General features: G+C 68.2%; 26 protein-coding genes and 1 tRNA gene. 13 read left to right on the top strand and 14 right to left on the bottom strand.

Annotation, left to right across the window (positions count from 1 at the left end; translation table 11 throughout):
- Positions 1–10: 10 nt before the first annotated feature.
- Entirely contained in the window at positions 11–415 is a 405-nt protein-coding gene (locus tag HWD99_RS17445) for a Cpe/LpqF family protein (protein ID WP_241797461.1), read from the bottom strand.
- Positions 405–1,316, bottom strand: coding sequence for a CPBP family intramembrane glutamic endopeptidase (locus HWD99_RS17440; protein ID WP_241797460.1), 912 nt, complete (start codon positions 1,314–1,316; stop codon positions 405–407). The genes HWD99_RS17445 and HWD99_RS17440 overlap by 11 nt, the downstream gene beginning before the upstream one ends.
- Before the next feature lie 118 nt (positions 1,317–1,434).
- On the opposite strand from HWD99_RS17440, the gene HWD99_RS17435 reads away from it, so the two are divergent.
- Genes HWD99_RS17435 through HWD99_RS17420 form a run of 4 tightly spaced genes read left to right on the top strand, consistent with a single transcriptional unit; the run spans position 1,435 to position 4,570 of the window.
- Positions 1,435–2,148, top strand: coding sequence for a hypothetical protein (locus HWD99_RS17435; RefSeq protein WP_241797459.1), 714 nt, complete (start codon positions 1,435–1,437; stop codon positions 2,146–2,148).
- A gap of 11 nt (positions 2,149–2,159) precedes the next feature.
- Positions 2,160–2,708 (top strand): SdpA family antimicrobial peptide system protein, encoded by a 549-nt coding sequence (locus tag HWD99_RS17430; protein ID WP_241797458.1) that lies wholly within the window; start codon positions 2,160–2,162, stop codon positions 2,706–2,708.
- Positions 2,702–3,646 (top strand): hypothetical protein, encoded by a 945-nt coding sequence (locus HWD99_RS17425; protein WP_241797457.1) that lies wholly within the window; start codon positions 2,702–2,704, stop codon positions 3,644–3,646. Before HWD99_RS17430 ends, HWD99_RS17425 begins: the two co-directional genes overlap by 7 nt.
- A gap of 3 nt (positions 3,647–3,649) precedes the next feature.
- Positions 3,650–4,570 (top strand): hypothetical protein, encoded by a 921-nt coding sequence (locus HWD99_RS17420; RefSeq protein WP_241797456.1) that lies wholly within the window; start codon positions 3,650–3,652, stop codon positions 4,568–4,570.
- 204 nt (positions 4,571–4,774) lie between these two features.
- Here the strand turns inward: HWD99_RS17420 and HWD99_RS17415 are convergent.
- Positions 4,775–4,865: transfer RNA gene (locus tag HWD99_RS17415), tRNA-Ser, on the bottom strand.
- Between the two features lie 164 nt (positions 4,866–5,029).
- On the opposite strand from HWD99_RS17415, the gene HWD99_RS17410 reads away from it, so the two are divergent.
- Positions 5,030–5,806, top strand: a complete 777-nt coding sequence (locus tag HWD99_RS17410) for a hypothetical protein (RefSeq protein ID WP_241797455.1) — start codon at positions 5,030–5,032, stop codon at positions 5,804–5,806.
- 159 nt (positions 5,807–5,965) lie between these two features.
- Here HWD99_RS17410 and cydC read toward each other — a convergent pair whose 3' ends face one another.
- The 5 genes from cydC to HWD99_RS17385 all read right to left on the bottom strand — a co-directional run bounded on the left by cydC (position 5,966) and on the right by HWD99_RS17385 (position 12,559).
- Entirely contained in the window at positions 5,966–7,627 is a 1,662-nt protein-coding gene (cydC, locus tag HWD99_RS17405; RefSeq protein WP_241797454.1) for a thiol reductant ABC exporter subunit CydC, read from the bottom strand.
- A gap of 5 nt (positions 7,628–7,632) precedes the next feature.
- Positions 7,633–9,279 carry a thiol reductant ABC exporter subunit CydD gene (gene cydD / locus HWD99_RS17400; RefSeq protein ID WP_241797453.1) on the bottom strand — a complete coding sequence of 549 codons (1,647 nt, stop codon included), beginning with the start codon at positions 9,277–9,279 and terminating at the stop codon, positions 7,633–7,635.
- A 58-nt stretch (positions 9,280–9,337) separates the two neighbouring features.
- On the bottom strand, positions 9,338–10,360 hold the full coding sequence (cydB, locus tag HWD99_RS17395; RefSeq protein ID WP_241797452.1) for a cytochrome d ubiquinol oxidase subunit II: 1,023 nt from the start codon (positions 10,358–10,360) through the stop codon (positions 9,338–9,340).
- 14 nt (positions 10,361–10,374) lie between these two features.
- A complete protein-coding gene (locus HWD99_RS17390) occupies positions 10,375–11,790 on the bottom strand; it encodes a cytochrome ubiquinol oxidase subunit I (RefSeq protein ID WP_241797451.1) in 1,416 nt (471 codons plus the stop codon).
- Positions 11,791–11,899: 109 nt separating this feature from the next.
- Positions 11,900–12,559, bottom strand: a complete 660-nt coding sequence (locus tag HWD99_RS17385; RefSeq protein WP_241797450.1) for a metalloregulator ArsR/SmtB family transcription factor — start codon at positions 12,557–12,559, stop codon at positions 11,900–11,902.
- 100 nt (positions 12,560–12,659) lie between these two features.
- On the opposite strand from HWD99_RS17385, the gene radA reads away from it, so the two are divergent.
- Positions 12,660–14,027: a DNA repair protein RadA gene (gene radA, locus HWD99_RS17380; RefSeq protein WP_241797449.1), complete on the top strand. Its 1,368-nt coding sequence runs from the start codon at positions 12,660–12,662 to the stop codon at positions 14,025–14,027.
- Between the two features lie 12 nt (positions 14,028–14,039).
- Here the strand turns inward: radA and HWD99_RS17375 are convergent, their stop codons facing one another.
- The 4 genes from HWD99_RS17375 to HWD99_RS17360 form a co-directional block, all read right to left on the bottom strand.
- Entirely contained in the window at positions 14,040–14,450 is a 411-nt protein-coding gene (locus tag HWD99_RS17375; protein ID WP_241797448.1) for a dehydrogenase, read from the bottom strand.
- A 278-nt stretch (positions 14,451–14,728) separates the two neighbouring features.
- Positions 14,729–15,412, bottom strand: coding sequence for a hypothetical protein (locus HWD99_RS17370; RefSeq protein ID WP_241797447.1), 684 nt, complete (start codon positions 15,410–15,412; stop codon positions 14,729–14,731).
- Positions 15,413–15,421: 9 nt separating this feature from the next.
- The gene (locus tag HWD99_RS17365; RefSeq protein ID WP_241797446.1) at positions 15,422–15,925 is read right to left on the bottom strand and encodes an amino-acid N-acetyltransferase; all 504 of its coding nucleotides are present in this window, start codon (positions 15,923–15,925) and stop codon (positions 15,422–15,424) included.
- 137 nt (positions 15,926–16,062) lie between these two features.
- Positions 16,063–18,588, bottom strand: coding sequence for an ATP-dependent Clp protease ATP-binding subunit (locus HWD99_RS17360; RefSeq protein ID WP_194764997.1), 2,526 nt, complete (start codon positions 18,586–18,588; stop codon positions 16,063–16,065).
- Positions 18,589–18,821: 233 nt separating this feature from the next.
- Between HWD99_RS17360 and HWD99_RS17355 the strand changes: the two genes are divergently transcribed.
- From HWD99_RS17355 to HWD99_RS17335, 5 genes are all read left to right on the top strand, one after another.
- Entirely contained in the window at positions 18,822–19,466 is a 645-nt protein-coding gene (locus HWD99_RS17355) for a DUF2975 domain-containing protein (protein ID WP_241797445.1), read from the top strand.
- Positions 19,466–20,101 carry a DUF2975 domain-containing protein gene (locus HWD99_RS17350; RefSeq protein ID WP_241797444.1) on the top strand — a complete coding sequence of 212 codons (636 nt, stop codon included), beginning with the start codon at positions 19,466–19,468 and terminating at the stop codon, positions 20,099–20,101. The genes HWD99_RS17355 and HWD99_RS17350 overlap by 1 nt, the downstream gene beginning before the upstream one ends.
- Entirely contained in the window at positions 20,098–20,328 is a 231-nt protein-coding gene (locus HWD99_RS17345; protein WP_241797443.1) for a helix-turn-helix transcriptional regulator, read from the top strand. Before HWD99_RS17350 ends, HWD99_RS17345 begins: the two co-directional genes overlap by 4 nt.
- 95 nt (positions 20,329–20,423) lie before the next feature.
- Positions 20,424–20,765, top strand: coding sequence for a hypothetical protein (locus HWD99_RS17340; RefSeq protein ID WP_241797442.1), 342 nt, complete (start codon positions 20,424–20,426; stop codon positions 20,763–20,765).
- 169 nt (positions 20,766–20,934) lie between these two features.
- Positions 20,935–22,359 (top strand): dicarboxylate/amino acid:cation symporter, encoded by a 1,425-nt coding sequence (locus HWD99_RS17335; RefSeq protein WP_241797441.1) that lies wholly within the window; start codon positions 20,935–20,937, stop codon positions 22,357–22,359.
- Between the two features lie 74 nt (positions 22,360–22,433).
- Here HWD99_RS17335 and HWD99_RS17330 read toward each other — a convergent pair whose 3' ends face one another.
- Positions 22,434–24,164 carry a sodium:proton antiporter gene (locus tag HWD99_RS17330; RefSeq protein WP_241797440.1) on the bottom strand — a complete coding sequence of 577 codons (1,731 nt, stop codon included), beginning with the start codon at positions 24,162–24,164 and terminating at the stop codon, positions 22,434–22,436.
- A gap of 49 nt (positions 24,165–24,213) precedes the next feature.
- Positions 24,214–24,498: a MerR family transcriptional regulator gene (locus HWD99_RS17325; RefSeq protein ID WP_241797439.1), complete on the bottom strand. Its 285-nt coding sequence runs from the start codon at positions 24,496–24,498 to the stop codon at positions 24,214–24,216.
- Between the two features lie 122 nt (positions 24,499–24,620).
- Between HWD99_RS17325 and HWD99_RS17320 the strand changes: the two genes are divergently transcribed.
- Entirely contained in the window at positions 24,621–25,043 is a 423-nt protein-coding gene (locus HWD99_RS17320; RefSeq protein ID WP_241797438.1) for an Hsp20/alpha crystallin family protein, read from the top strand.
- Positions 25,044–25,136: 93 nt separating this feature from the next.
- A complete protein-coding gene (locus tag HWD99_RS17315; RefSeq protein ID WP_241797437.1) occupies positions 25,137–26,177 on the top strand; it encodes an LLM class flavin-dependent oxidoreductase in 1,041 nt (346 codons plus the stop codon).
- Positions 26,178–26,355 lie beyond the last annotated feature (178 nt).

The following is a 26,355-nucleotide window of genomic DNA, read 5'->3' as shown; positions in this document are numbered from 1 at the left end:
AGAGGGTTCCTCAACTGGCGGGGCTGAAGAAGATGCCCTCGATATCGCCCTTGTCAGTAGTTGAGATGCTCAACGCGATCTCCTCCTCGGCGCCCTGAAGAGTTGTCACCGCGTCAGGACCCGCCGCTTCGAAGCGGACGATCTCGAACGGCCCTTCGGGACGCAGATCCTCGTTGATGAGCTCCGCCAATTCGTCCGCGGACATCTGATCGAGGAAGCTCTCATCGAGCACTGTTTCCCACTGACTGCCGGTGGTATCCGACTCGTCGTTCAGGATCTCCACGACCCAGCTCGACCGTTCGCCAACGGCCGTGGACTCATCGATCTCGCCTTCGACCACGACCCCCGGTGCGCAACCGGCAAGGAAAGCGATCGGCGCGAGGAAGGCGAGGAACCGAATACGGCTAAGCGACATGGTGTGTCCTTTCGTTGACGTGTGTCTCGGATTGCGTCGTGGTGGGCGGGGACCGGAATGAGCTGGTGGCGATGAGCGCCACTGCGAGGACGGCCGGTACGATCCAGCCTGACCAGCCGAGAATGGTCGCCTGAGTGGTGTCCACGGTCGCCGCGTCAGCGGCGAACAGGTACAACGTTCCGCTCGCTGCGGCGTTCAATCCACCGTGCGCGAGAGCCGGCGGCCAGACGGACCCGGAGCGCACCCTCAACCAGCCAAGGAGTGACCCCACGATCGTGCACATGCCGATCATCAGGAGGACGGCCATCCACCCGGGCACTGTGGGGTAGTTGTAGCCGAGCAGGAGCAGCGGCGCGTGCCACGCACCCCACAACACGCCAGACAACAGAACAGCGGGGACGATCCCCGATGGCAGCAGCTTCGGCAGCAGCCATCCTCGCCATCCAATCTCCTCCCCGAGCGCAGGTAGAAGGTTCACGAACGAGGCGAGGATGATGGCGCCGAATTGCGTCAGGACAAGCGGCCAGACGGACTCACTGTCTCCTACGACAGTGCTTGCTCGAAGGCCAGAAAGGCCCGCGAAGTCGCCTGGGTATACCCCGATCACCGTGCCGACCGGGAGAGCGACGACACACAGCAGAAGCATCCCCATCAGCCCGAGGAACGCGTATCCGAGAGTCCGCCGCCAGGGACGAATCGGGCGCAGCCCCAACGCCACCAACCTCTGGCGGGGGCGCTCGATGAACACGACGATGACGAGCGCTACCGCTGCAGGCGTCATCATCATCGCGAGAGCAGTGAGGCCGAACCAAGGGCTGAGCAGTCCCGAGCCGTTCCATAGCGGAAGAGCGACAGCCCAAGCGATCACCAGGACCGCGACGGCGTACAGCGCGATCAACATCCAGCGACTCCTGCGCGTCTCCACGATCACCTCCGGCAGTGGCTGACAATTACTTTACACGCCTTGTTGTAACGGTTATGTTGTGGGCACAGTCACACCACCCATGAAAGGACCAGACATGAAGAACCAACTCGGCCGCGCCCTACCGAAAACACTCCTCGGCGTCGTCCTCACCGGTGCGCTCATCGCGAGCACCGGGCACATGGCCTCTGCGACAGAGAACGCGACGGAGAGTGCGACGGTCTCCGTGGAGTCCAACTCTTCCCGCGCGACAGCGATCAGTGCCGATCAGATCAGCAAGTACTCCGACCGTGAGGTGCTCGAGCTCCTTCTCGCGGGCAAGGGCGCCATCGCTGAGGCGAACCCGAAGATCGTGGACGTGCTCGGTTTCGCACCCGATCGCGCCGAAATCTCCGACGAGGACCTCGCGCTGGTCGTCGACGCGTATCTCGCGTTCAACCCCAATTTCCGGGAGCAGGTCCTGCCTGGCCTCACCTCGGGGGCGCCCAATGTGGTGAGCGAGTCGCTCGGCGAGTTCTACAAGTCGGTCGTGGAGTTCTGGGAGACCGATCCCATCTTCGCTGAGGCCCGAGAGGTCGTCGGCGACGAACCGCTGGTCACCACGAACGCCACCGGACAGGCGGTCCAGAACGTGAACTTCGTCGTGAACGTCAACGTTCTCGCGAACATCAATGTCGCGGCCGTGGCGATCGGAGGCGCCGTCGTCCTCGCGTTCGCGTACGTCTACACGCGCTACCTCGATGACCCGAACACGCTGTACGAGGTCGACCAGGCGAACATGGTCCGAGACGTCGCAGCTGCACTCGCCTAAGAACGATCAAAGTGACGAAGCAGACGATCATCGCGTTCGTCTCGTCCGTCGTCACAGCCGCCGTGCTGGGTATCGCGATCTTCGTATCGATGCCCAGCACGGTGCTGTATCCGAGGGATGGGTCGCCCTTGCGCGATGTAATGACGACGGTACTCCCTGAGAGCTGGCCATTCTTCACCAAGCCGCCGTCCGACACGGAGATCACCGCATACGTCCTGGACGACGGCACACTCCGCTCAGCGTCGGCCTTTCCGAACGCGCATCCCGACAACTGGTTCGGCGTCTTGCGCACCCAACGAGCGCAAGGACCCGAGATGGCCAATCTCACCAGTCCGCTTCCGGCAGAGAACTGGGTCGAGTGTGCAGAAGACCGCTCCCGCGACTGTCTCGTGATCGCGGCGGAGACAGAGCCGGTCTCCATCGTCAACGACTATCCGACTCAGACGCTGTGCGGGAACGTGATCATCGTGGAGACCGCACCAGTCGCCTTCTCGTATCGAGACATGTACGAAGGATGGCGCCTCGATGAGAACGCCGTGCACTTGGATATCGAATGCTGAGCCGGTTAGAACGCGCCTTCCTGGCGCAGATCGCAGCGTTCCCCGGGTGGCACCTGCCGCTCGCGGCGGGACGGACCATTATCGCGCTCGCGCAGATATCCATCTTGCTCTTCACGCCGGCGGCAGCTCTGTTCGTCCCCATCGCCAACGGCCAGGCGGAGTCCCCCTGCATACGCCCACTCCTCGCCATCTCCCCCTACTGCTGGTTCCCCGACGACCGCCAACTCGTGAGCACCGTGGTCATCGTCGTACTCCTGTGGGTGGCGAGCGGGTTCCTTCCTCAGGTCACAGGCTTCGTCCACGCATGGCTGTCGTTTTCGTTCGCTCAGACGATCTCACTCCCTGACGGCGGCGACTACGTCGCACAGGTCACCACCCTCTTCCTCGCGTTCGTCTCGATCGGTCACCGGCGCTGGTGGTACTGGCAACGCTCTCCCGCCGCCTCGCCCCGAGCCTTGAACGTCCCGATGGCGGTCGGCGCAATGTGGGCAGTTCGCGCGCAGGTCGCCTGGATCTACCTGAACAGCGGCCTCTCGAAGGTCTCCGTGTCCGAGTGGCAGGAAGGCTCCGCGATCTATTACGTCGCTCGGATGGAGTGGTTCGGCGCAAGTGGACCCATCGGCGATCTGTTCCTCTGGGCCACCTCGATGCCTGCCGTCGCTCTCGCCATATCCTGGGGAACCATCATCGGAGAATGCGCGATCGCGGTATTCATCTTGCTGCCTGGGCGGTGGCCGGCGGTCGCTTTCGCCATCAGCGCCGCACTCCATCTGGCGATCATCGTCGCTATCGGGCTGTTCTCCTTCGGTTGGATCATGATCGGTGCTGTCATGTCAGCTGCAGCCCCTGCGCTCTCGACGTTCCTTCCCTCATCGCCGCCGACAGAGCTCACCCAGACAACCGACGACGAGCTCGCCGAATCCAGAACTGGAGTATGAACGATGTCACTCGCACGCCGCGCCCTTGCGGCCCTCGCCAGCTTCCTCCCCACCATCGCCATCGCGGTGACATACCTGCTCTGGAAAGACGGACTCGGCTCGCAGGTAGCGTTCCACTGGGACGCTCGAGGCAGAGTCGACGGTGTCACTGAGACAGGTGGAGTTTTCGGACTCGCCCTGGGTATCGCCGCGGGCGCAGGCGCAATTGCCGCCATCGTCGTCCTGCTGAAGCCGCCGAGCTTGCGCACCAAGCGCGATGTCCTCACCTGGGCAGGGTTCTTCGCCGGAATCGGGATGGCGCTGTGGCTCGTTCCCGCAGGGCTCACATACACAGCGGGAAGCGCACAAGACGCCGAACTCAACGGATGGCTGATTCTCCTCGCCGCACTGTTGCTCTACGGCGTGCTTCTGCGCACCATGGTCCCGTCAACGGAACAGCATGAGGCAGCCGAAGAGTCGTCCGCGCGGACGATCACTCCAGTCTGGGCGGCAACGGTCTACTCCCCGCAGATCGGCGTGGCGTTCGCCATCTTTCTCGTCGCTGGCACGGCCGGACTCGTTGCGGCCCAGGAGTCGTCTGTCATCGTGCGCACGCTCATCGGGGCTGTCCTCGCGGTCGCGGCTGTTGCGCTGGTCGCGTTCATCGGCATCGACGTACGCGTCGATCAGCGAGGACTCCAGATCCGCTCGGCCCTTTTGCGGTTCCCTTTCAAGCAGGTTCCCGCCGACAATCTCGGCGACATCCGGACAACAACGGTGCAACCATCGGACTGGGGCGGCTGGGGTATTCGCAAGCGCAGCGGTTCGACGGCATTCATCGTCAACGGACACCACGCAGTGAGCGCATCCCTCCGGAACGGTGGCGAAGTGCTTGTGACGATACCGGAGCAGAAACTCCCCCGCGAACTGTCGGCACGGGCCTGATCAAGCTCTCCGTGGTCAAAGGCCCGCTCACCTGATCCAGGCGCCTCCACGACGTGGCCCCACGGGCGGTTCTCCCCCCGTGGGGCCACGGGGACCCGCACCTAGGAGTGTGGAACTGTTACTGCCGCGTCACCGCTCACTCCGGACAGAACAAGACGAAGGCCCCGAATCCCAGTGTTTCCAAGGGATTCGGGGCCTTCGTGGTGGCGGTGACGGTGGGATTTGAACCCACGGTAGGGGGTTACCCTACACAACTTTTCGAGAGTTGCACCTTCGGCCGCTCGGACACGTCACCGCGGACTAGCTTACGACACCACGGGCCGCCGCGCGAATCGAGCGTCGCCGCGGGCCCCGCCCCGGCCGCGCACTCGTACCCGATTTTCCCCGGGCGTCCGCCGAACACCGCACGCAGCTCGCTGGTTAGGATGGCCTAAGGCATGCACGACGGAGGGGACGCACATGGGCTTCATCACATCGGAGGCGCTGGCAGAGACCGGATACGTCGTCCTCGACGACCATGACCAGGCATCCGACCCCGCCGAATGGCTCGATCTCGAGTACATCGGCTGGCGATCCTCCGGCGTCACCCGCTTCGCCCCTCTCGCGAGCTACGCCGGCCAGATCGAGTGCAACGGCTTCTGGAACCACACCCCGCCCCGCACCGACAAGGACGGCGTGTGGGTCGAGTCGCAGGTCGCGATCGCGCCGACCCTGCAGCGTCGCGCGCTCGAGCCGGGAGCGGGCGTCGGCCGGTGCCGGGTCATCGAACTGCAGCCGAACGAGTACGCGGATGCCGTCTACAACCTGCACCAGGACGACAACAACCGCCTCAACGACGACGGCACCGGGTGGGTCGTGCGCGGCTACTACAACCTCTCCGATGACTCCGATTCATTGCTGCTGCTGCGCTCCGACCGGTTCGACCCGGCGACCGAGATCCGCCTGCCGCTGCGCGAGGGGTCGCGCATCATCGTCGACACCCAGCGCTTCTGGCACGCGGTCTGGCACCGGGGCGTCGCGCCGCGGTATGCGCTGATCACCTCGTGGACCTCGGGCCCCGAGCTCGACGCCTACATCGAGGCCAACCACGGCGACCCGCACCCGGCGACCGTCGACCTCGACCCCCAGCTCGTCGATGACGCGCAGGTCGAACTGCATCGCCGCATCGAAGAGCGCCGCCGCGTCTTCGAAGCTCAGGGAATCGTGATGGAGCCGCGCGCCGACCTCAGCGTCTGACGGGTCCGGTACCACCCCACCGCACCGCACGCACCGAGCACAACTTCGGAATCCCGACCGCGACACGTCTCGGGATGGACGACGGATGCCGCGGCGTGGCGTCCCCGACATCCGCAGCTGCGCCCGGCATCCGCCCCGACCAGACTCGACTCGACTCGACTACGAGATCGTTCGACCGGCCTCGAGCCGGATGACCCGGTCGACGGTCCCCGCCGGCGGGGCGACGTGCGAGATGAGCAGCACCGACTGGTCGCCGGTCGCGCCGAGCAGGTCTCGCAGCAGAGCATCGGATGCGTCGGGGTCGACTCCCGCCGTCGGCTCGTCAAGCACAAGCACGGGGAAGCCGCGCAGCAGCGCGCGAGCCAGGGCGATGCGCTGCGCCTGTCCGCCCGAGACGAGGCCGCCGCGGTCGCCGACCCGGGCGTCGAGACCACCGCGCTCGCGCACCCACTCCCCCAGTCCGACGCGATCCAGCACGGCGAGAAGCTCGTCATCGCTCGCGGTGTCGCGTGCGAACAGCAGGTTCTGGCGGATGTCCTCGTCGAACAGCTGCGGACTCTGCTCGCACAGTCCGATCGTGCGCCGCAGGGCGGGACCCGACAGTGCACCGGCGTCGGCCTCGCCCACCCGGTACTCGCCGTCGACCCGCAGGAACCCCACGAGCGCCGCCGCGAGGGAGCTCTTTCCCGCACCGCTCGGGCCCGACACGAGCACCCGCTCGCCGGGCCGCACGTCGAGATCCACACCGTCCAACGCCACCGATCCTCCCGGCCAGTGCGCTCCGACTCCGCGCAGGTGCAGTGCGGGCACCCCGGCGATCGCGACGTCGTCACCCTCGTCCGACCGCAGCTCTGCCGGCATCTCGGAGGGCAGCACGTCGACGATGCGCTCGGCGCTCGATCGCACGCTCCGCCACGACGACGCGGCGATCGGCACCGCACCGAACACCTCGAACACGACCATGGGCACGAGCACCGCGACCGCGAGCCAGGGACCGTCGATCGCTCCCGTGGTGAGTCCGGGGGCGGCGACCGCGAGGGCCCACACCGACGCGGCTCCGGCGACGGCCGACACGATGCCGGCCGCGATCGCCTGCGCGAGCGACGCCCGGCTGACGGCACGGCGCAGCGCGGCATCGGCCACCGCCACGCGTTCGCGGGCCTGCGCCTCGGCACCGTAGGCGAGCAGCACATCGAGCCCGCCGAAGTAGTCGGTGAGCGCCGCGGAGAGATCACCGCGGCGCTGCGAGACGGCCGCCTCGGCGCGGGATCCGAACACCCAGCCGAGTCCGACGGCCGCGGCGGCGGCGATCACCAGGCAGGCGGCGAGGGTCAGCGCGGCGGGCACCGAGACGAACGCGAGGAATCCGACGGCGCCGAGCGCCACGAGTCCCGACACCGCGAGCGGCTGCACGACTCGCAGCGGCAGGTTCTGGAGGTTCTCGACGTCGTCGACCAGGGCCGAGAGCACCCGGCCGTGATCGGTGCGGCCGAGCCCGGCGGGCGACAGCGGGGTCAGGCGGCGCACCATGTCGGCGCGGGTGGATGCGAGCTGCCGCAGCGCCGCATCGTGTCCGCTCAGACGCTCGAGATACCGGGTGACGGCACGCGTCACCGCGAAGAAGCGCACACCCACGACCGCCACCGACAGCGGCACGAGCGAGTCGACGATGGATGCGCTCACGATCAGCCAGCCGCTGACGGCGAGCAGGCTCACGGCGGCACCCGCCGAGAGGAAGCCCCAGACGGCTCCCGGCAGGAAGGTCCGCAGCGGCGGCTGCGCGAGACGGAGGATGCCGCGCACGCGGGCCGCTCTGCGCATGGCGCTCACACGCTCACCCCCAGCTCGACGACCTGATCGGCGATGTCGCGCGCCGTGCGGCGGTGCGACACGAGCAGGATCGTCGCCCCGGCATCCGCACGCGCGCGCAGCGAGCGCCAGAGCCTCTGCTCGGTCTCGGGGTCGAGCGCACTCGACGGCTCGTCGAGGGCGAGAACCGCGTCGGGATGCGTGGACTGCCGATACAGCGCCCGCGCCACCGCGACGCGCTGCGCCTGTCCGCCCGAGAGCCCGCTCCCCTGCACGCCCAGCTCGAGCGCCGGATCGAGGTCGTTCGCACACGCGTCGTCGAGCGCCCGACGGATGCCGTCGACGTCGGGGGCGTCATCGCCCAGTGCCACGTTGTCGCTGAGCGTGCCGCGACTCAGCTGGGGCCGCTGGCCGCTCCAGGCCAGCCACTGCGCGGGCGAGAGGCGACGCACATCGACGTCGCCCCACGTGGCCGCGCCCTCGAAGGCGACCGCACCACGCAGGGCCGCGAGCAGACTCGACTTGCCCGCACCGCTCGGCCCCTCGATCAGGGTGATGGTTCCGGGGGCGGCGGCGAACGAGACCGGCGGCAGATCGCGCACCCGCAGATCGGCGACGACCAGGGCTCGCACGTTCGGGGTTCGCGCTTCCGCAAGAACATCAGCCCCCTGAGCGTCGGCCTCCCGCGCGCCCGCATCCCGCGCCCCGGCCTCCTGAGCACCCGCCTCGTCGAGCACGTCGAACACGTCCTCCGTGGCGGCGACGCCCTCGGCGGCGGCGTGGAACTGCACGCCGACCTGCCGGATCGGCAGGAACGCCTCGGGGGCGAGCAGCAGCACGAACAGCCCCACCTCGAGCGACAGGTCGCCCGACAGCAGGCGGAATCCGATCGCGACGGCGATCAGCGCCACGGCGATCGAGGCCAGCAGCTCCATCGAGAACCCCGACAGGAACGAGAACCGCAGCACCTTCATCGTCTCGCGGCGGTACTCGTCGGCCGTGTGCTCGATCTGCGCGGCGGCGCGGCGCTCGCGTCCGAACAGCCGCAGGGTCGACAGCCCCTGCACGGTGTCGGCGAAGCGCGCGGCGAGGCGCTGCAGCGTCTGCCACTGCCTGCGCTGCACGGTGCGCGTGGCGATGCCGATCAGGATCAGGAAGAGCGGGATCAGCGGCAGCGTGATGACCGCGGTGAGCCCGCTCGGCCAGTCCTGCCACCACATGACCGCCACGAGCACGGGGGTCGCGACCACGGTCAGCACGAGCTGCGGGATGTAGCGGGCGAAGTAGGCGTCGAGCGCTTCGAGGCCGTGGCCTGCGGTCAGGGCGAGCTCCGCTCTGTTGCGCTGCGCGAGCCAGCCCGGCCCGAGCCTGCCGACCGCCGCGATCAGCGCGGCGCGCAGCTGGAGTCCGGTCCTGGCCGCGGCACGCATGCCCGCGGCATCCGAGGCGGCGATCAGCGCACCGCGCACCGCGGCGAGGGCCAGCAGCCAGAGCAGCGTCGTCGTGACGTCGCGCCCGGCGAGCGCCCCGGTGACGGCATCGGTCAGCATCCACGCGAAGGCGATCGTGACCGCCGTCTGCGCGACGCCGATCACACCCGAGAGCAGCAGGAATCCCCGCGCCGCGCTCGCATAGCGGATCAGGCGGATGTCGACGGGCTTCACGTGTCCGCTCCCCGATCAGGGAAGCGGCACGAGCGGCGAGCCGAGCAGAAGACGACTCTCACGCGTGGGCCGGAGCTCCCTCGATCGAGCTGCGGGTGACGCGCTTGCGGAAGATCCAATACGTCCACGTCTGGTACGCGAGCACGAGCGGCAGGGCGATCAGGGCGGTCCAACTCATGATCGTCAGCGTATACGGCGTGCTCGACGCGTTCTCGATCGTGAGGCTGAACGTCGGGTCGATCGTCGACGGCATGACGTACGGGAACAGCGCCGCGAACAGCATCACCACGGCGGATGCCACGGTGCCGGCGCCGAACGTGAACGCCCACCCGTCGAGCCGACGCAGCGATGCGACGATCGCCGCGATCAGCGCCAGAGCCGCCACCAGCCCGCAGGCGATCACGAAGTACAGCAACGGTGCCTCGCGTCCCGCGGCCATCATGACGGTCCACCCGACGGTGACGGCGGCGGCGAGCACGGTCGGCACGGCCGCGAGCTTCACGAGGCGACGAGCATCCTCGTGCACCTGACCGTCGGTCTTGAGCGCCACAAACAGCACGCCGTGCAGGAAGAACAGCAGCAGCGTGGTGACGCCGACCAGCAGCGAGTACGGGTTCAGCAGCGCGAAGAAGCCGCCCACGTAGATGTGGTTCTCGTCGATCGCGACGCCCTGCACGATGTTGCCGAAGGCGACGCCCCAGAGGAACGCGGGCACGGCGGAGCCGATCACGATCATCCGGTCGAAGCCGCGCTTCCACTTCTCCGACTCCCGCTGGTGGCGGTACTCGAATGACACCCCGCGCAGGATCAGCGCGAGCAGGATCAGCAGCAGCGGCAGGTAGAAGCCGCTGAACAGCGTCGCGTACCACTCGGGGAACGACGCGAACAGGCACGCACCGGCGACGATGACCCAGGTCTCGTTGAGATCCCAGATGGGACCGATCGTGTTGATGACCTGGCGTCGCGAGACGTCGTTCCTGCCGAGGAACGGCAGCGACATGCCCACGCCGAAGTCGAATCCGTCGAGCACGAAGTAGCCGACGAAGAGGAAGGCGACGATCCAGAACCACATGTATTCCATGACTGCTCCCTCTCTCAGTACACGACGGACGGCAGCTGGGCCGTCTCCTCGTGGGGCTGCTCTTCGGTGTCGGGGCCCTTCTGGGCGGCCCTGATGATCAGGCGGATCTCGACCACGGCGAGGGCGGCGTAGATCGCGGTGAAGGCGATCAGCGAGATGAGCACCTCGACGCCGCTCACCCCCGGTGAGACGCCGTCCTGCGTGGTCATGAGCCCGAAGACGATCCAGGGCTGTCTGCCCATCTCGGTGAAGACCCAGCCCATGATGTTGGCGACGAGCGCCAGCGGGAACGACCAGATCGCGAGCTTCCACATCCACGGAGCCGGCGGGTTCTTGGCGCCCTTGCGGGTGACCCAGAGTCCCACGACAGCCACGAGGGCTGCGGCCATGCCGAGGCCGATCATCCAGCGGAACGCCCAGTACGTGACCCACAGGATCGGGGCGAACTCGGTGAGGCCGGTGTCGGCGAAGGTCGTGGCGTATTCGGCGTTCAGGTCGTTGATGCCGTGCACGCAGGCGTCGAACGTGTGCGTCGACAGCAGCGACAGCAGGTAGGGCACGCGGATCGAGAACAGCTCGGAGCTGCCGTCCGGCGTGCCGAGGGTGAAGATGCTGAAGGAGGCGTCCGCGCCGCAGACCGTGTTGAAGGTGGCCTCGGCGGCCGCCATCTTCATGGGCTGGGCGGCGTACATCGCCAGGCCCAGCTGGTCACCCGTGAGCACGACGCCGGCGGTCGAGACGATCATCGCCCACAGGCCGAACTTCAGCGAGATGCGCATGGTGTCGAAGTGCTGGCCGCGGGCGAGGTGCCAGGCCGACACCGAGATCACGACACCCGCGGCGAACATCAGCGCGCCGAAGATCGTGTGCGGGAAGGCCGCGAGCGCGACCGGGTTCGTCAGCAGCGCCCAGAAGTCGGTGAGCTCGGCGCGGTTGGTCTCGGGGTTGAAGACGTATCCGACCGGGTTCTGCATGAAGGCGTTCGCGGCGATGATGAAGTACGCCGACAGGATGCTGCCGATCGAGACGCACCAGATCGTGGCGAGGTGCAGCTTCTGCGGGAGCTTGTCCCAGCCGAAGATCCACAGACCGATGAACGTCGCCTCGAAGAAGAACGCGAGCAGTCCCTCGAAGGCGAGCGGGGCGCCGAAGACGTCGCCGACGAAGCGCGAGTAGTCCGACCAGTTCATGCCGAACTGGAACTCCTGCACGATGCCCGTCACGACGCCCATGGCGAAGTTGATGAGGAAGATCTTGCCGAAGAACCGCGTGAGGTGCAGGTACTGCACCTTGCCGGTGCGCACCCACGCGGTCTGGAAGATCGCGGCGACCAGCGCCATGCCGATCGTGAGCGGCACGAACAGGTAGTGGTAGACGGTCGTCAGACCGAACTGCCATCGAGACAGGACCAGCGGGTCGAGCCATTCCATGAGCCACTCCTTCTTCCGTGCCCTGGTACTTCTGTGCGCCACGCGCCACGCTAGCGACGGGCCCGCCGCCCCCGTGGGGCCGCAGACCGTGAATAAGTCAGATGCTCGCCTAGGCGGCGGTCATCTCCGTCAGGCGCAGCTGTACAACGCAGTCCGCCGGGAGGGCGGAGGCGCGCACGGCCTCGGCAGCGAGCGGCCCACCGGCTTCGGTGAGCACCCCCTGCATGAGACCGAGGTGCACGGAGCACAGCATCGGACGGTCTTCGGCGCGACCCGCGGCATGCGGGCACGGGCTGAGATCGACGGTGAGCTGCTCGTCATCGACGACGGGCTCGAAGCCGCTCTCCTCCAAGTGTTCGATCAGGGCGTCCAGCTGGTAGGTCGCGTCGCGGCCCAGAGCGGATGCGGATGCGGGAAGCACGCGGCGCAGGAGATCGCCGCGCTCGGCGGCGGCCTTGGCCTTGTCGCGAGCGATGGGGCTGGAGGCGTCGCTGGTTCCGGTCGCGGCGCTGTACAGGGTGCGCGGCCGCCCGCGGGTGGTGCGGTGCTCGCTGGCCTGGATGACGTAGCCGCCCTCGATCAGGCGCTGCAGGTGCTCGCGCACCGTGTTGGGGTGGAGCCCGGTGGCCTCGCACAGCTCGCCGATCGTGCGCTCGGAACGCGGCTGTCCGCTGCCGGCCTGTCCGGCGCCGCCCTCGAACAGCGCGTGCAGTATCCGCACGCGCGAGAAGCTCGAGATCGGCCCGCAGACGGGCCCGCCGTTGGCCATGAACCCAGTATCCCGTTGTGCCACCGCCGACGGGAGGGGTTCGGCCGTGAATAATGCGCCACGCAATAGGGATGTCGGATACCGGCGATAGCCTGGCTGCATGGCCACCCGCAAACCCGCTCCCCCTGCCTATGTCTGCACGGAATGCGGATGGACGACCGCCAAGTGGGTGGGTCGGTGCGGTGAATGCCAGCAGTGGGGAACCGTGCAGGAGCAGAGCGCGCAGACCGGCATCCTGAGCCGCGTCACCGCCCTCGCGCCGACGGCCGACCGTGCCGCGCGGCCGATCACGCAGATCACCACGCGCGACGCGCCTCGGCGCACGAGCGGGGTCGGCGAGTTCGACCGGGTGCTCGGCGGCGGCATCGTGCCCGGCGCCGCGATCCTGCTCAGCGGCGAGCCGGGCGTCGGCAAGTCGACGCTGCTGCTCGAGGTGGCGGCGCAGGCCGCGCGAGGCGGCCGACGCGTGCTCTATGCGAGCGCCGAGGAATCCCCCGGGCAGGTGCGTCTGCGCGCCGAGCGCACCGGGGCGCTGCACGACGAGCTCTACCTCGCGAGCGAGACCGACCTCGCGACGATCCTCGGCCACATCGACGCGGTGCAGCCTCAGCTCGTCATCGTCGACTCGGTGCAGACCGTCTCGTCGTCGCTCATCGACGGCGCGGCCGGTCAGCCGAGCCAGGTGCGCGAGGTCGCGGCCACGCTGATCCGGGTCGCGAAGGACCGCGGGCTGCCGATCATCATCGTCGGCCATGTGACCAAAGACGGTCAGGTCGCGGGGCCGCGCGTGCTCGAGCACCTGGTCGACGTGGTCTGCCACTTCGAGGGCGACCGGCAGACCTCGCTGCGCTTCATCCGCGCGCTCAAGAACCGCTTCGGGCCGACAGACGAGGTCGGATGCTTCGAGATGACCGGCGACGGCATCGCCGAGGTGCCCGATCCCTCGGGCCTCTTCCTCTCGCAGGGCGAGACCGAGCCAGGCACCTGCGTCGCCATCTCGCTCGAGGGCCGGCGCGCTCTGCCCGTCGAGGTGCAGGCGCTCACGATCGACACCGCCGCACCGAACCCGCGCCGCGTCGTGCACGGACTCGACGCGTCACGCGTGGCCATGGTGCTCGCGATCCTCGAACGACGCGCGGGCATCAAGACGAGCAACCTCGACGTGTACGTGTCGACGGTCGGCGGCGTGCGCTTCACCGAGCCTGCGGCCGATCTGGCGATCGCGGTCGCCGTCGCCGGCTCCATCCAGCAGATCCGGGTTCCGCGCACCGTCGCCGCAGTCGGCGAGCTCAGCCTGGCCGGAGAGATCCGCCCCGTGACGCAGTCGGCGCAGCGCCGATCCGAGGCCTCGCGCCTCGGCTACGAGCAGGTCGTCGACGATCGATCCAAGACGCTGCGCGCGGCGCTGAACGACGTCCGCGCCCGCAACACGTCGCGACGACCCGAACGCGACATCCCGCCCTTCTGAGCAGCGGGCGGGTCAGGCGTCGAGCGCCTTGAGGATCTCCTCGGGCGAGGCCTGCATGGGGTGCGGCCCCGCGATGTCGAGGAACACGGTCGTGATCGGGTGCGTGGCCAGGAACTTCCGCAGCCATTCCGCGGTGTAGATGCCGACGCCCGGGGGCAGGTTCTCGGGCTTGTTCTTCGCATCGCTGAACAGCAGCAGCGCGAGGTCGCCGGAGTTCGGGTCGCGGTACGTCCACACCTCGCCGCTGTCGAGCGGGTTGTCGCGCGCGCCGGGCTTGATCAGCGGCACGACGGTGGTGCCGTGACGCAGCGCCAGAGCGACCGCAGCGATGTCCTGCTTCTCGAGGGCCTGCGCGAGAGCATCCGACCGGAAGTCCTCGGGTGCGGGCTTGTTCTTGCCGGACTTCGCCTTCTTCGATGCCATGACTCCAGCTTATTCACGGTGCGGGCATCACAGCTCTCCCGGGCCGGAAGCGCCGTCGCGGAAAAGAGTGGGGCCCTCTCGAGTGTCCATTGGGGATGGGAGCAGTCGAAAGGGCCCGCGGGGCTCTCGAGCGGCATGTCGAAGCGCTGGGGACGCTATGAGTCGACGCCACTGGGGATGGCATGCGCCGCAGAGTTCAAGAGAACCATCTCTATGGTATCCCAAAGAAGGGGTGGTGTCAGCACCGGTCGGGCGCGGGCGCGCCGACGCGGGCCCGGTCAGTACAGCAGGATCTGCGCGGTGGTCGCCGCGGGGAAGCCGCCGATCTCGACCGACACGTGATACGACGATCCGCCGCCGGGAGCACGCGGACGGTTCTCCTGCGCGCAGGTGTCGACGCTCGACCGGGTGCGGTCCCACACGACCGGGACCTTGCTCGTGACGGTCGCCCCGGCGGCGAGGGTCGCGATCATGCTGCTCGGGTTCTCCTGGCAGTCGCTCGATCGCCACCACACGTCGTCACCGCTCGAGACCGTGAACCGCTGGGTGGTCGATCCGACGTCGATCGTGCAGTCCGCGGATCCGCGGTTCGTGAGCGAGATCGACAGGTTCGGCAGCACCCCCGCGGGGTAGGACTCGGCATCCGTGATCGCCGTGACCTCGATGTCGCCGACCTGGCATGCGACGATACCGGGCGACTCCTCGACGCTCGGGCCGTCGGTCGGGGTCTCGCCCGCCTGCGTCTGCTCGGGCGTCGGGGTGAGCGGCTCGCTCTGCGCAGGTGTCGGCGCAGGATCCGGCGTCGACGACGAGGTCGGCACCGGCGACGCCTCGGTCGCCGCGGCCCACGGCCGCGCGATCACGAGCCACACCGAGACGCCGACCACCGCGAGAACCACGATCAGCGCGACCAGGGTCACCAGTCGCCGGCGACGATAGACGGCAGCAGACTGACGGGGCATGTATCCAGGTTAGTTGAGGCTCTTGATCATCCTGGTGTTCCCCAGGGTGTTCGGCTTCACATGCGCGAGGTCGAGGAACTCCTCGACTCCGGCGTCGCCGCTGCGCAGCAGCTGCGAGTACACGTCGGGGTCGACGACCTGCTCGCCGATGGGGGTGTACCCGCGCCGGCCGAAGAAGTCGACCTCGAACGTCAGGCAGAAGAGGCGGCTCAGCCCGAGGACCCGGGCGTTCTGCTCGAGGTGGCCGACGATCGCGCCGCCCACACCGTGGTGCAGCCAGTCATCGCGCACCATCAGGGTGCGCACCTCGCCGAGGTCCTCCCAGAACACGTGCAGCGCCCCGCACCCGATCAGCTGCCCGCCGGCCTCGGCCACGACGAACTCCTGCACGGCGCCGTAGAGCACCGCCAGGTCTTTGCCGAGCAGGATGCGCTGTTCGACCATCGGCTGCAGGAGGGCGCGGATGCCGACGATGTCGGCGCTGCGCGCCGGACGGACGATGTACTCGCTCACGGCATCCAGCCTAGAACCGGCCACCTCCGCGGAGCCTGAATCGACGCCGCATCCCCGATGTCCCGCACGCACGCAGAAGGGGCGGATGCTCTCGCATCCGCCCCTTCTGTCTCAGGGATTGTCCGCTGTGTCGGTGATCACTCGCCGCTGGCGATGGCCAGGTCGGGGGTGCCGGGGATCGCTCCGCCGGTGTTGACGCCGACCGCGACCTGCTCGCCGCGCGGACCGTGCTCGAAGAGGAACTCGCCGTCCTTCGAGTCGACCTTCACGTGGTCGCCGGGGTTCAGCTCGCCGTGGAGGATCTTCTCGGACAGACGGTCCTCGACTTCGTGCTGCATCGCGCGACGCAGCGGTCGGGCACCGAGTGCCGGGTCGAACCCGATCTCGATGAGCCGCTCCTTGGCGGCCTGCGAGAGCTCGATCGTCATGTCGCGGTCGAGCAGACGCTCGCCCAGACGCTTCGTGAACAGATCGACGATCTGCACGAGCTCGTCCTTCGACAGCTGCGGGAACACGATGATGTCGTCGACACGGTTGAGGAACTCGGGCTTGAAGTTGCGCTTGAGCTCTTCGTTGACCTTGCCCTTCATCCGCTCGTAGGTCGTGGCGTTGACGCCCTCGATCTGGAATCCGACCGGACCACCGGCGATGTCACGAGCACCGAGGTTGGTGGTCATGATGATGACGGTGTTCTTGAAGTCGATCACGCGACCCTGACCGTCGGTCAGGCGACCCTCTTCGAGGATCTGCAGGAGCGAGTTGAAGATGTCGGGGTGGGCCTTCTCGATCTCGTCGAACAGCACCACGCTGAACGGCTTGCGGCGCACCTTCTCGGTGAGCTGGCCGCCCTCTTCGAATCCGACGAATCCGGGAGGGGCACCGAACAGACGCGAGACGGTGTGCTTCTCACCGAACTCGCTCATGTCGAGCGAGATCAGCGCGGCCTCGTCGTCGAACAGGAACTCGGCGAGCGCCTTGGCGAGCTCGGTCTTTCCGACACCCGTGGGGCCGGCGAAGATGAACGAGCCCGAGGGACGCTTCGGGTCCTTGAGGCCGGCGCGCTGACGACGGATCGTCTTGGAGAGAGCCGCGATGGCCTCTTCCTGACCGATGACGCGCTGGTGCAGCGCCTTCTCCATGAAGACGAGTCGCGAGGACTCCTCTTCCGTCAGCTTGAAGACGGGGATGCCGGTGGCCTGTGCGAGCACCTCGGCGATCAGGCCCTCGTCGACGACCGCCTGGGTCGCGACGTCGCCCGAACGCCACTGCTTCTCGAGGCGCAGACGCTCGGCGAGGAGACTCTTCTCCTCGTCGCGCAGCGAGGCGGCCTTCTCGAAGTCCTGGTCCTCGGACGCCTGCTCCTTCTGCTCGCGGACGTTCGCGATCTTCTCGTCGAACTCCCGCAGCTCGGGCGGCGACGACAGGATGCTGAGGCGCAGGCGGGCGCCGGCCTCGTCGATCAGGTCGATCGCCTTGTCCGGCAGGAACCGGTCGGAGACGTATCGGTCGGCGAGGTTCGACGCCGCGACGATCGCGCCGTCGGTAATCTGCACCTTGTGGTGCGCCTCGTACCGGTCGCGCAGGCCCTTGAGGATGTTGATCGTGTGAGGGAGGCTCGGCTCGTTCACCTGGATCGACTGGAAGCGGCGCTCGAGAGCGGCATCCTTCTCGAAGTGCTTGCGGTACTCGTCGAGCGTGGTGGCGCCGATCGTCTGCAGCTCACCACGGGCGAGCAGCGGCTTGAGGATGCTGGCCGCGTCGATCGCGCCCTCGGCGGCACCCGCACCCACGAGGGTGTGGATCTCGTCGATGAAGACGATGATGTCGCCGCGCGTGCGGATCTCCTTGGTGACCTTCTTCAGGCGCTCCTCGAAGTCACCGCGGTAGCGGGAACCGGCGATGAGGGAGCCGAGGTCGAGCGAGTAGAGCTGCTTGTCCTTCAGCGTCTCGGGCACATCGCCCTTGACGATCGCCTGCGCAAGGCCCTCGACGACGGCGGTCTTGCCGACGCCGGGCTCGCCGATCAGCACGGGGTTGTTCTTGGAGCGGCGAGACAGGATCTGCATGACCCGCTCGATCTCCTTCTCGCGCCCGATGACCGGGTCGAGCTTGTTGTCGCGAGCGGCCTGCGTCAGGTTGCGACCGAACTGGTCGAGCACCTGCGAGCCGCCCTGGGCGCTCGGGGTGTCGTTCGACTGCGCGCCGACGGCCGCCGGCTCGCGTCCGGGGGCACCGGACAGCAGCTGGATGACCTGCTGGCGCACCTTGTTGAGGTCGGCGCCCAGCTTGACGAGCACCTGGGCTGCGACACCCTCGCCCTCGCGGATGAGGCCGAGCAGGATGTGCTCGGTGCCGATGTAGTTGTGGCCGAGCTGCAGGGCCTCGCGGAGGCTGAGCTCGAGCACCTTCTTGGCGCGCGGCGTGAACGGGATGTGCCCGGTCGGCTGCTGCTGACCCTGGCCGATGATGTCCTGAACCTGCTCGCGAACGGCGTCAAGGGAGATGCCGAGGCTCTCGAGGGCCTTGGCTGCGACACCCTCGCCCTCGTGAATGAGGCCGAGCAGGATGTGCTCGGTGCCGATGTAGTTGTGGTTGAGCATCTTCGCCTCTTCTTGGGCGAGGACGACCACTCGACGGGCTCGGTCCGTGAATCTCTCGAACATGCTGTGACTCCTTATTCGCACTGGGGCGAAGCGCTGAGTCCTGCGACGGTCTCCGCGCCTGTACATCGAGAGTAACCACCGTGCGGATGACGTATGCCCGTGTTCGCCGTCGGCATAGCGCCGCGTCATGCGGCGATCTCGGCGACCGATCCGGCAGGGGTCTTGACGACTGTTATCGATTCTCGTTATGTTAACGACTATCGGTAATATCGAAGATCGATAAGGAGTGGATGATGACCTCGACGGACAAGGACCGCGCCCTCAGCCGCGGCGACATCGGAGCCCTGACCGGGTTCTGCATCTCGGGATTCGTGATCGCCGCGTACATCACGGTGTTCTCGATCATCCGGATCATCGAACTGGCCGGCGGTGTGAACGTGCCGGTGCTCGTGGAGTTCGCGGGCGACCGTGAGCCGGTCGATCTGCCGCTCAGCACCGGCGGCAGCATCCCCGTCGGCCTCGACAGCGCCACGATCACCGCGCCGCAGCTGCCGGCGACCGCCGCCGTGCCCGGCATCCTCGGCCAGGTCGCGCAGATCATCACGATCGTCGTCGTGATCGGATGCCTCATCCTGCTCGCGCGCAGCATCGTGCGCGGTCGCATCTTCAGCCGCGGCCACACCGCCCTGGTCGCCACCGCGGGGATCACGGGGCTCGTGGGCTTCTCGGTCGTGCGCTTCTTCGACAACATGCTCGCCAACGCCACCGTCGCCGCGGTGACCGACAACGCCGTCGACAACGCCGTGATCACCGTCGAGCCGTTCACCTTCATCCTCGCCGCGTTCGTGATCGCCCTCATCGCGACGGTCTTCGCGATCGGCGACCGCCTGCAGCGCCACAATGCGGCCCTCGAGAACGACACGAAGGGACTCGTCTGATGAGCACGACGACCGCGACACGGTCGCAGAGCGCGGATGCGATCACGGTGATCCTCTTCGGCGCGGCCGCCGTGGTCGTCACCGCGATCAGCACCGTGCTGCGCGTGCTCGGTACGTTCAGAGACCAGGGCATCGCCTGGTCGATCCCCATCGACGAGCAGCCCATCAGCGCGACCACGGACTCCGGGGCGGGGTCGGTCGAGGGGATCGCGCAGTCGGCGATGGTCTTCGCCACCGGGGTGGACGCCGTCTCGACCGCCGCCATCATCGGATCCCTCGTGCTGTGGGCGCTCGCCCCGCTCGTGGTGATCGCCGGGATCATGCTCGTGGCATGGAACTTCCTCCGTGGACGCTTCTTCGTGCGGGGCAATGCGCGGGCGTTCGACGCGATCGGATGGACTCTGACCCTCGCGCCCATGATCATCGTCCTCCTCGAGAACGTGGGTCTGAACGGGGTGACGGCGGCCCTCGGCTTCGATGCCGGCGAACCCGTGCACCCGATCGAGTTCTGGTCGATCGTCCCGTTCTTCGCCGCCGGAGTGGCGGTCGGGCTGATCGCCGCCGCGTTCCGCCAGGGCATCCGCCTGCAGCGCGAGAACGCGGCGCTCGAGAACGACACGAGGGGTCTCGTATGACTCCGGCGGAGAACGACGACGAGGCCACGGGCATCCACTGCCGTCTCGACGAGCTGCTCGCCGAGCGGGGCATGACGCTCACCGAGCTGAGCACCCGGGTCGGCGTGAGCATCGTGAACCTGTCGGTGCTCAAGAACGACAGGGCGCGGGCGATCCGCTACTCCACACTGCGTGCGATCTGCGATGCCCTCGGCTGCGAGGTCGGCGAGCTGCTCGTCCTCGCCTGAGCCCGCCGAGCGTCCTGGCTGACGGCGCTAGCGAGGCGCGGCGCCCGAGCGCAACCCCATCGGCGCCTTCCCGCTGGGCCGCTACCGTCAGCACCATGATCGCCACTGACCGGACACCGCGCACCCGCTCCCGACTGCTGATGGCTCTTCCCCTCGCCGCTCTCGCGCTCTCGCTCGCGGCCTGCGGCGGGTCCGCCCGGCCCACGGCCGACCAGGTCGCCGACGGCATCCAGCAGGTCTACGAAGACCAGGGCCTCCCCGACGCCATCTCGGACGACGCCGCGACCTGCTTCGCCGAGGCCCTCGTCGACTCCGAGCTGAGCGACGAGACCCTGGGCTACATCGCCGACGGCGAGGACAAGCAGAAGAACGAGGAGGAGAAGGCGCTCACGACGCAGATCCTCACCGACAAGCAGGAGGAGTGCTTCGCGAAGTAGCACCGCGACGGACCACCGGGCCGGCAGCGCCCACCGCTGACCACGAAGGATGACGGATGCCTCGGCATCCGTCATCCTTCGTCATGTCGGCCCCGACGATCCGACCGCGCTCCTAGCGTGGAAGACATCGCGCGCACTCGGCGCGCACCGATTCTGGAGTTCCACCCCCATGAGCACCACCGTCCGCGCCGCGAAGGCGCCAGACACCCGCGGACCCGTCCGGAAGCTGCTGACCTCGTTCGGCTTCCAGATCCTCGCGGCCCTCGTCCTCGGTATCGCCGCCGGCCTGATCGCCCGTCAGCTCGGCGCGACCGCCGCCGAGCCGAACGGCCTCTCCGCGACCCTCGACACGATCGGCAGCTCGTACGTCACACTGCTGCGCACCGCCGTCGTGCCGCTGATCTTCACGGCGATCGTCGCCAGCATCTCGAACCTCCGCCGCGTGCAGAACGCCGCGCGCCTGGCCGGACAGACCCTGCTGTGGTTCGCGATCACCGCGTTCATCGCCGTGACCATCGGCATCGTGCTCGGCCTCGTCATCCAGCCGGGCGCACGCGCGGGCGACGGCCTCGAGCCGAGCGACCCGTACACCGTCGGCACCTGGTGGAACTTCCTACTCGGGCTGATCCCGCAGAACTTCCTCGGGCTGAGCGTCAGCACGAACGCCGGCGCGACCGACGGCACGTTCTCGTCGAGCGTGAACTTCAACATCCTGCAGATCATCGTGATCGCGGTCGCCGTCGGCATCGCGGCCCTCAAGGCCGGCAAGAAGGCCGAGCCGTTCCTCGCGTTCACCGAGTCGCTGCTCAAGGTCATCCAGCGCGTGCTGTGGTGGATCATCCGCATCGCCCCGCTCGGCACCTTCGGCCTCATCGGCGCGGCGGTCGTCAAGTACGGCTGGGAGAAGCTCGCCTCGCTCGGCTGGTTCGCGATCGCGGTCTACATCGGCCTCGCGCTGGTGCTGTTCGTCGTCTACCCGATCCTCATCAAGACCAACGGCCTGTCGATCAGGCAGTACTTCTCGGGTGTGTGGCCCGCCGTGCAGCTGGCCTTCGTCAGCCGCTCGTCGATCGGCACGCTGCCGCTCACCGAGCGCGTCACCGAGCGCAACCTCGGCGTGCCCCGCTCCTACGCCTCGTTCGCCGTGCCGTTCGGCGCGACCACCAAGATGGACGGCTGCGCCGCGATCTACCCGGCGATCGCCGCGATCTTCGTCGCGCAGTTCTTCGGCATCGAGCTCAACCTCGTGCAGTACCTGCTGATCGTGCTCGTGTCGGTCGTCGGCTCCGCGGCCACCGCGGGCACCACCGGCGCGACCGTCATGCTCACCCTCACGCTGTCGACCCTGGGCCTGCCGCTCGAGGGCGTCGGCCTGCTGCTCGCGATCGACCCGATCCTCGACATGGGCCGCACCGCGGTCAACGTCGCAGGCCAGGCACTCGTTCCGGCCATCGTCGCCAAGCGTGAAGGCATCCTCGACGAGGACCTCTACAACGCCCCGCGCGAGGGCCTTCCGTTCGCCGACGACTCCGAGGACGACGCCCCGGAGACGGATCCCGCGGCATCCGAGAAGGAGCCGGCCGGCAGCCGCTGACCCCGCATCGCACGAGAGAGCGCCTCGCCCCCACCGGGACGGGGCGCTCTCTCGTGCGGTGGGCGCGCTCCGCGCTAGGCGCGCCCCTGCTGACGAGTCGCACCGCGGGTGTCGAGCGCCAGTTCTTCGGCATCCATCGCGGTCATCAGCTCGCGCATGACCTCCTCGTCGAGGTTGCCCGCGTCGCGCTCGGCGAGAAGGATGTCGCGTCGCACCTGCAGCCACCCCCGCGAGAGTGCGACGAGGTCGTCGTACGAGGGCCTCGCGACGGCATCCTCGACCTGCTGCGCCTCATCGGTGTCTCTCTCGACCCGGGTCATGCGCTTCGTGAACGCGTCGAACACCCCGATGTCGACGCTGCCGTACTTGGCCTCCCACTCGATGCGCTTCTCGGCGAGGAACGCCTTGCCCGCCTCGCGGCTCTTGGCCTTGACCTCGGCGATCGCCTTCTCGTCGTCGTCATCATCGACGTCGCTCGCGATGCCGAGTCCGCGGATCAGCAGCGGCAGCGTCAGCCCCTGCAGCAGCAGCGTGCCCACGGTCACGACGAAGGCGACCACCACGATCGCGTGCGAGGGCTCGGTGTCGAGCGCCGCGAGATCGGCCGCGGCGAGCGCGGTCGCGAGCGTCACCACGCCGCGCATGCCCGCCCACGAGATGACGGCGTTGTCCTTCCAGGTCAGCTGCAGACCGGCCATGCGGTCGCGCACGATCTTGGACCGCAGCTCTTCGGCGCTGTAGTCCTTCCATCGCTTAGACTCCCGGCGCCGTTCGTCGAACGCGCCGGACTCGACCGTGCGGTCCCAGCGCTCGAGACGCCGGCGGTCCTGGCGATTCGCCCACCCGTTCGCGGGATACACGTAGAGCGGGCGCACCACGAGAACGACGAGCAGCACGGCGCCCGAGAGCAGCAGGATGCGCCCGACCTCCTCGCCACCGAGGTCGCTGAGCACACGCGGGAACTGCAGTCCGATGTACGCGAACACGAAGCTCTCGAGCAGCAGGTCGGCCGAGAGCCAGAGCGGCGCCTCCTGCTGACGGGTCGTGTAGTCGGTGCGCGGGGAGTTGTATCCGACGTACAGGCCCATCGCGACGACGGCGAGGACACCCGATCCGAGCAGGTGCTCGGCGATCGCATAGGCGCCGAAGGGTGCGAGCAGCCCGAACGTGCCGATCACGACGGCGTCGTTGATGCGCATGCGCAGCTGATGCAGCACGATGCCGAACACGAGCCCCACGGCGATGCCGACACCGACGGCGAGCAGGAACTGCCACACGCCGTCCCAGACGGTGAGGGTGGCTCCCGCGATGATCGCGGCGAACACGCGGTAGAGCGTGAGCGAGGTCGCATCGTTGATCAGGCTCTCCCCCGACAGCACGGTCATGATGCGGCGGGGCAGCCCGAGCTTGCGGCCGATGGCGGCGGCCGAGACGGCGTCGGGCGGCGCGACGATCGCGCCGAGCAGCAGGGCTCCGGGCAGCGTCAGAGACGGCAGGATCCACCACGCCACGAGCCCCACGGCCAGCGCGGTGAGCAGCACGAGGGTGATGCCGAGGCGGCGGATCTGCGGGAGGCTGCGCTTGAAGCCGACGAACGACACGTCCAGCGCCGCCGAGTACAGCAGCGGCGGCAGCACGAGGTTGAGCAGCAGGTGCCCGTCGATCTCGACGTCGGGCACGAAGGGCAGGAAGGATGCGGCGAGCGCGACGACCGTGACGAGCAGCGGCGCCGGCCACCCGCGCCATCGGGCGATCGCCGCGACGATCACAGCACCGACGAGCACGTAGAAGATCTCCGCATCCATGCCTTTACGGTACTGGGCCGCCGCTCGTCAGCCGGAGGTCTGGGGCCGATCAGCCCTGGCCGTCGGCCAGTTCGTCGCGGAGCACGGCATTCTCGTCCTCCAGGTCGAGCACACGTCGGATGCCGACGATGTTGATGCCTTCGACACGGAGCCCGGTCACCCGACGGATGCGCTCGAGGTCGTCATCGCTGTACCGACGCGTTCCGCCGTCGCTGCGGGCGGGCGAGAGCAGTCCCTTCGCCTCGAACAGTCGCAGGCTGGCCTCGGGAACGCCGCTGAGCTGGGCGGCGACGGCGATTCCGTACACCGGCATGCTCGAGTCGCGATCTGCCATCAGAACCTTCCTCCCGCGGGACTTGCATCCTATCCCGATCTGTTCTATAAAAAATCTATATTCATTGGTGCAGATAATCTGCACTGCTCGTGCCCATCAGGGCCACACGAAAGGAGACACTCATGGCCATGTCCTTCGACCCGTTCAGTCAGCTCGACCGCTTCGCCGCGAGCGTGCTGGACTCCGTCCGCGCACCGCGTCTCATGCCGGTGGACCTCTACCGCGACGGCGACAGGTACGTGCTGCACGCCGACCTTCCCGGCATCGATCCGGGGTCGATCGACGTCGACCTCGACGGCGGACAGCTCACGATCCGCGCCCAGCGCACGGCAGACGGTCGCGAAGGGGTCCGCTGGCTCGCCCGCGAACGCGGCGCCGGCTCCTTCCTGCGTCAGTTCTCGCTCGGCGACGGCGTCGATCTCGATGCGATCAGCGCCTCGTACGACAGCGGCGTGCTCTCGGTGATCATCCCGGTCAGCGAGCGCGCGAAGCCACGCAAGATCGAGGTCGAGTCCAGCGACAGCCGGCAGTCGATCGCCGCCTGAGGCTCAGGGGTGGCGCCGACGCACCCCTGATTACGGCCTCTCACACGGGGGCGGGTGGGAATTCTGCACCCGCCCCCGTCGTTGCACCCCGGGATGACTTCCACAGCGCTCTCCGTTCTCGACCTCGTCCCGGTTCGCACCGGGCAGACCAGCGCCGAGGCGATCTCCGCCTCCCTGTCTCTCGCGGCGACGGCCGACCGGCTCGGCTACCGTCGCTACTGGTTCGCCGAGCACCACAACATGCCCGCCGTGGCATCCACCACTCCCCCGGTGCTGATCGCCGCGGCCGCTATGCGCACGACGCAGATCCGCCTGGGGTCCGGTGGCGTCATGCTGCCGAACCACGCTCCGCTGATCGTCGCCGAGCAGTTCGCCGCGCTCGAGGCGATCGCCCCGGGCCGCATCGACCTCGGCCTCGGCCGCGCACCCGGCAGCGACCCCGTGATCACCCAGCTCCTGCGCGGATCGGGCACGACGAGCGACGTCGAGCAGTTCCCGCGCAACGTGCAGGACATCGCCGCCCTCATCTCGGGAGAGGGCGCGACCGTGCGCTTCACCTCTGGCGGCGAGTACACCGTGCACGCGACGCCCTCGGCCACCGGCAGCCCCGAGGTGTGGCTGCTCGGATCGAGCGACTACTCAGCCCAGCTCGCGGCCTCGCACGGCCTGCCCTATGTCTTCGCGAACCACTTCTCGGGCCAGGGCCTCGAGCGCGCGCTCGACCTCTACCGCACCGGCTACCAGCCGAGCGAGGAGCATCCCGAGCCGCGCACGTTCCTCACGGTCAACGTCGTCGCCTCGCCCACGCAGGAAGAGGCGGAGGCTCGCGCTCTCCCGCAGCTGCGCATGATGTCGCGCCTGCGGCTGAACAAGCCGCTCATCGCCCTCGAGACGGTCGAAGAGGCGCTGGCAGCCGAGCCGGATGCCGCGACCGACCAGGTCGTCGAGGCCGCCCGCGCACGGTGGTTCGTCGGAACGGGCGAGTCGGTCGCCGACGAGGTGCGCGCGTTCGCCGCGAAGTGGGGCGTCGACGAGGTCATGCTGTCGCCGGTCGCCGGGGCGTACGAGTCCGAGCCGCGCGACTCGGCCGCGGGGCGCGCGCAGACGCTCGAGCTGGTCGCCGCCGCGCTCTGATCGCGTTCACCCACAGGCCCCCTGTGTCTGTGCGGGGTCATTTTTGCACCGCACGGGGCCGATTCGGGTGCGGAATCGACCCCGCACGACAGCTTGTGACGGGCTGACGGGTCTTCCACATGCACGACTTGTCCACATCCTTCGGGGATGCCGGGCGATGGTGCATCCGGACTCGACC

The sequence above is a fragment of the Microbacterium sp. C5A9 genome (assembly GCF_022627955.1).
Classification (GTDB): domain Bacteria; phylum Actinomycetota; class Actinomycetes; order Actinomycetales; family Microbacteriaceae; genus Microbacterium.
This window is presented reverse-complemented; position numbering and strand designations above follow the sequence as displayed.

Bases quoted from the DNA above. Each gene is read 5' to 3' on its own strand.
- HWD99_RS17445 (WP_241797461.1), bottom strand. From the start codon at position 415: ATGTCGCTTAGCCGTATTCGGTTCCTCGCCTTCCTCGCGCCGATCGCT.
- HWD99_RS17440 (WP_241797460.1), bottom strand. From the start codon at position 1,316: ATGTTGATCGCGCTGTACGCCGTCGCGGTCCTGGTGATCGCTTGGGCT.
- HWD99_RS17435 (WP_241797459.1), top strand. From the start codon at position 1,435: ATGAAGAACCAACTCGGCCGCGCCCTACCGAAAACACTCCTCGGCGTC.
- HWD99_RS17425 (WP_241797457.1), top strand. From the start codon at position 2,702: ATGCTGAGCCGGTTAGAACGCGCCTTCCTGGCGCAGATCGCAGCGTTC.
- HWD99_RS17420 (WP_241797456.1), top strand. From the start codon at position 3,650: ATGTCACTCGCACGCCGCGCCCTTGCGGCCCTCGCCAGCTTCCTCCCC.
- HWD99_RS17410 (WP_241797455.1), top strand. From the start codon at position 5,030: ATGGGCTTCATCACATCGGAGGCGCTGGCAGAGACCGGATACGTCGTC.
- cydC (WP_241797454.1), bottom strand. From the start codon at position 7,627: ATGCGCAGAGCGGCCCGCGTGCGCGGCATCCTCCGTCTCGCGCAGCCG.
- cydB (WP_241797452.1), bottom strand. From the start codon at position 10,360: ATGGAATACATGTGGTTCTGGATCGTCGCCTTCCTCTTCGTCGGCTAC.
- HWD99_RS17390 (WP_241797451.1), bottom strand. From the start codon at position 11,790: ATGGAATGGCTCGACCCGCTGGTCCTGTCTCGATGGCAGTTCGGTCTG.
- HWD99_RS17385 (WP_241797450.1), bottom strand. From the start codon at position 12,559: ATGGCCAACGGCGGGCCCGTCTGCGGGCCGATCTCGAGCTTCTCGCGC.
- radA (WP_241797449.1), top strand. From the start codon at position 12,660: ATGGCCACCCGCAAACCCGCTCCCCCTGCCTATGTCTGCACGGAATGC.
- HWD99_RS17375 (WP_241797448.1), bottom strand. From the start codon at position 14,450: ATGGCATCGAAGAAGGCGAAGTCCGGCAAGAACAAGCCCGCACCCGAG.
- HWD99_RS17370 (WP_241797447.1), bottom strand. From the start codon at position 15,412: ATGCCCCGTCAGTCTGCTGCCGTCTATCGTCGCCGGCGACTGGTGACC.
- HWD99_RS17360 (WP_194764997.1), bottom strand. From the start codon at position 18,588: ATGTTCGAGAGATTCACGGACCGAGCCCGTCGAGTGGTCGTCCTCGCC.
- HWD99_RS17355 (WP_241797445.1), top strand. From the start codon at position 18,822: ATGACCTCGACGGACAAGGACCGCGCCCTCAGCCGCGGCGACATCGGA.
- HWD99_RS17350 (WP_241797444.1), top strand. From the start codon at position 19,466: ATGAGCACGACGACCGCGACACGGTCGCAGAGCGCGGATGCGATCACG.
- HWD99_RS17345 (WP_241797443.1), top strand. From the start codon at position 20,098: ATGACTCCGGCGGAGAACGACGACGAGGCCACGGGCATCCACTGCCGT.
- HWD99_RS17340 (WP_241797442.1), top strand. From the start codon at position 20,424: ATGATCGCCACTGACCGGACACCGCGCACCCGCTCCCGACTGCTGATG.
- HWD99_RS17335 (WP_241797441.1), top strand. From the start codon at position 20,935: ATGAGCACCACCGTCCGCGCCGCGAAGGCGCCAGACACCCGCGGACCC.
- HWD99_RS17330 (WP_241797440.1), bottom strand. From the start codon at position 24,164: ATGGATGCGGAGATCTTCTACGTGCTCGTCGGTGCTGTGATCGTCGCG.
- HWD99_RS17325 (WP_241797439.1), bottom strand. From the start codon at position 24,498: ATGGCAGATCGCGACTCGAGCATGCCGGTGTACGGAATCGCCGTCGCC.
- HWD99_RS17320 (WP_241797438.1), top strand. From the start codon at position 24,621: ATGGCCATGTCCTTCGACCCGTTCAGTCAGCTCGACCGCTTCGCCGCG.
- HWD99_RS17315 (WP_241797437.1), top strand. From the start codon at position 25,137: ATGACTTCCACAGCGCTCTCCGTTCTCGACCTCGTCCCGGTTCGCACC.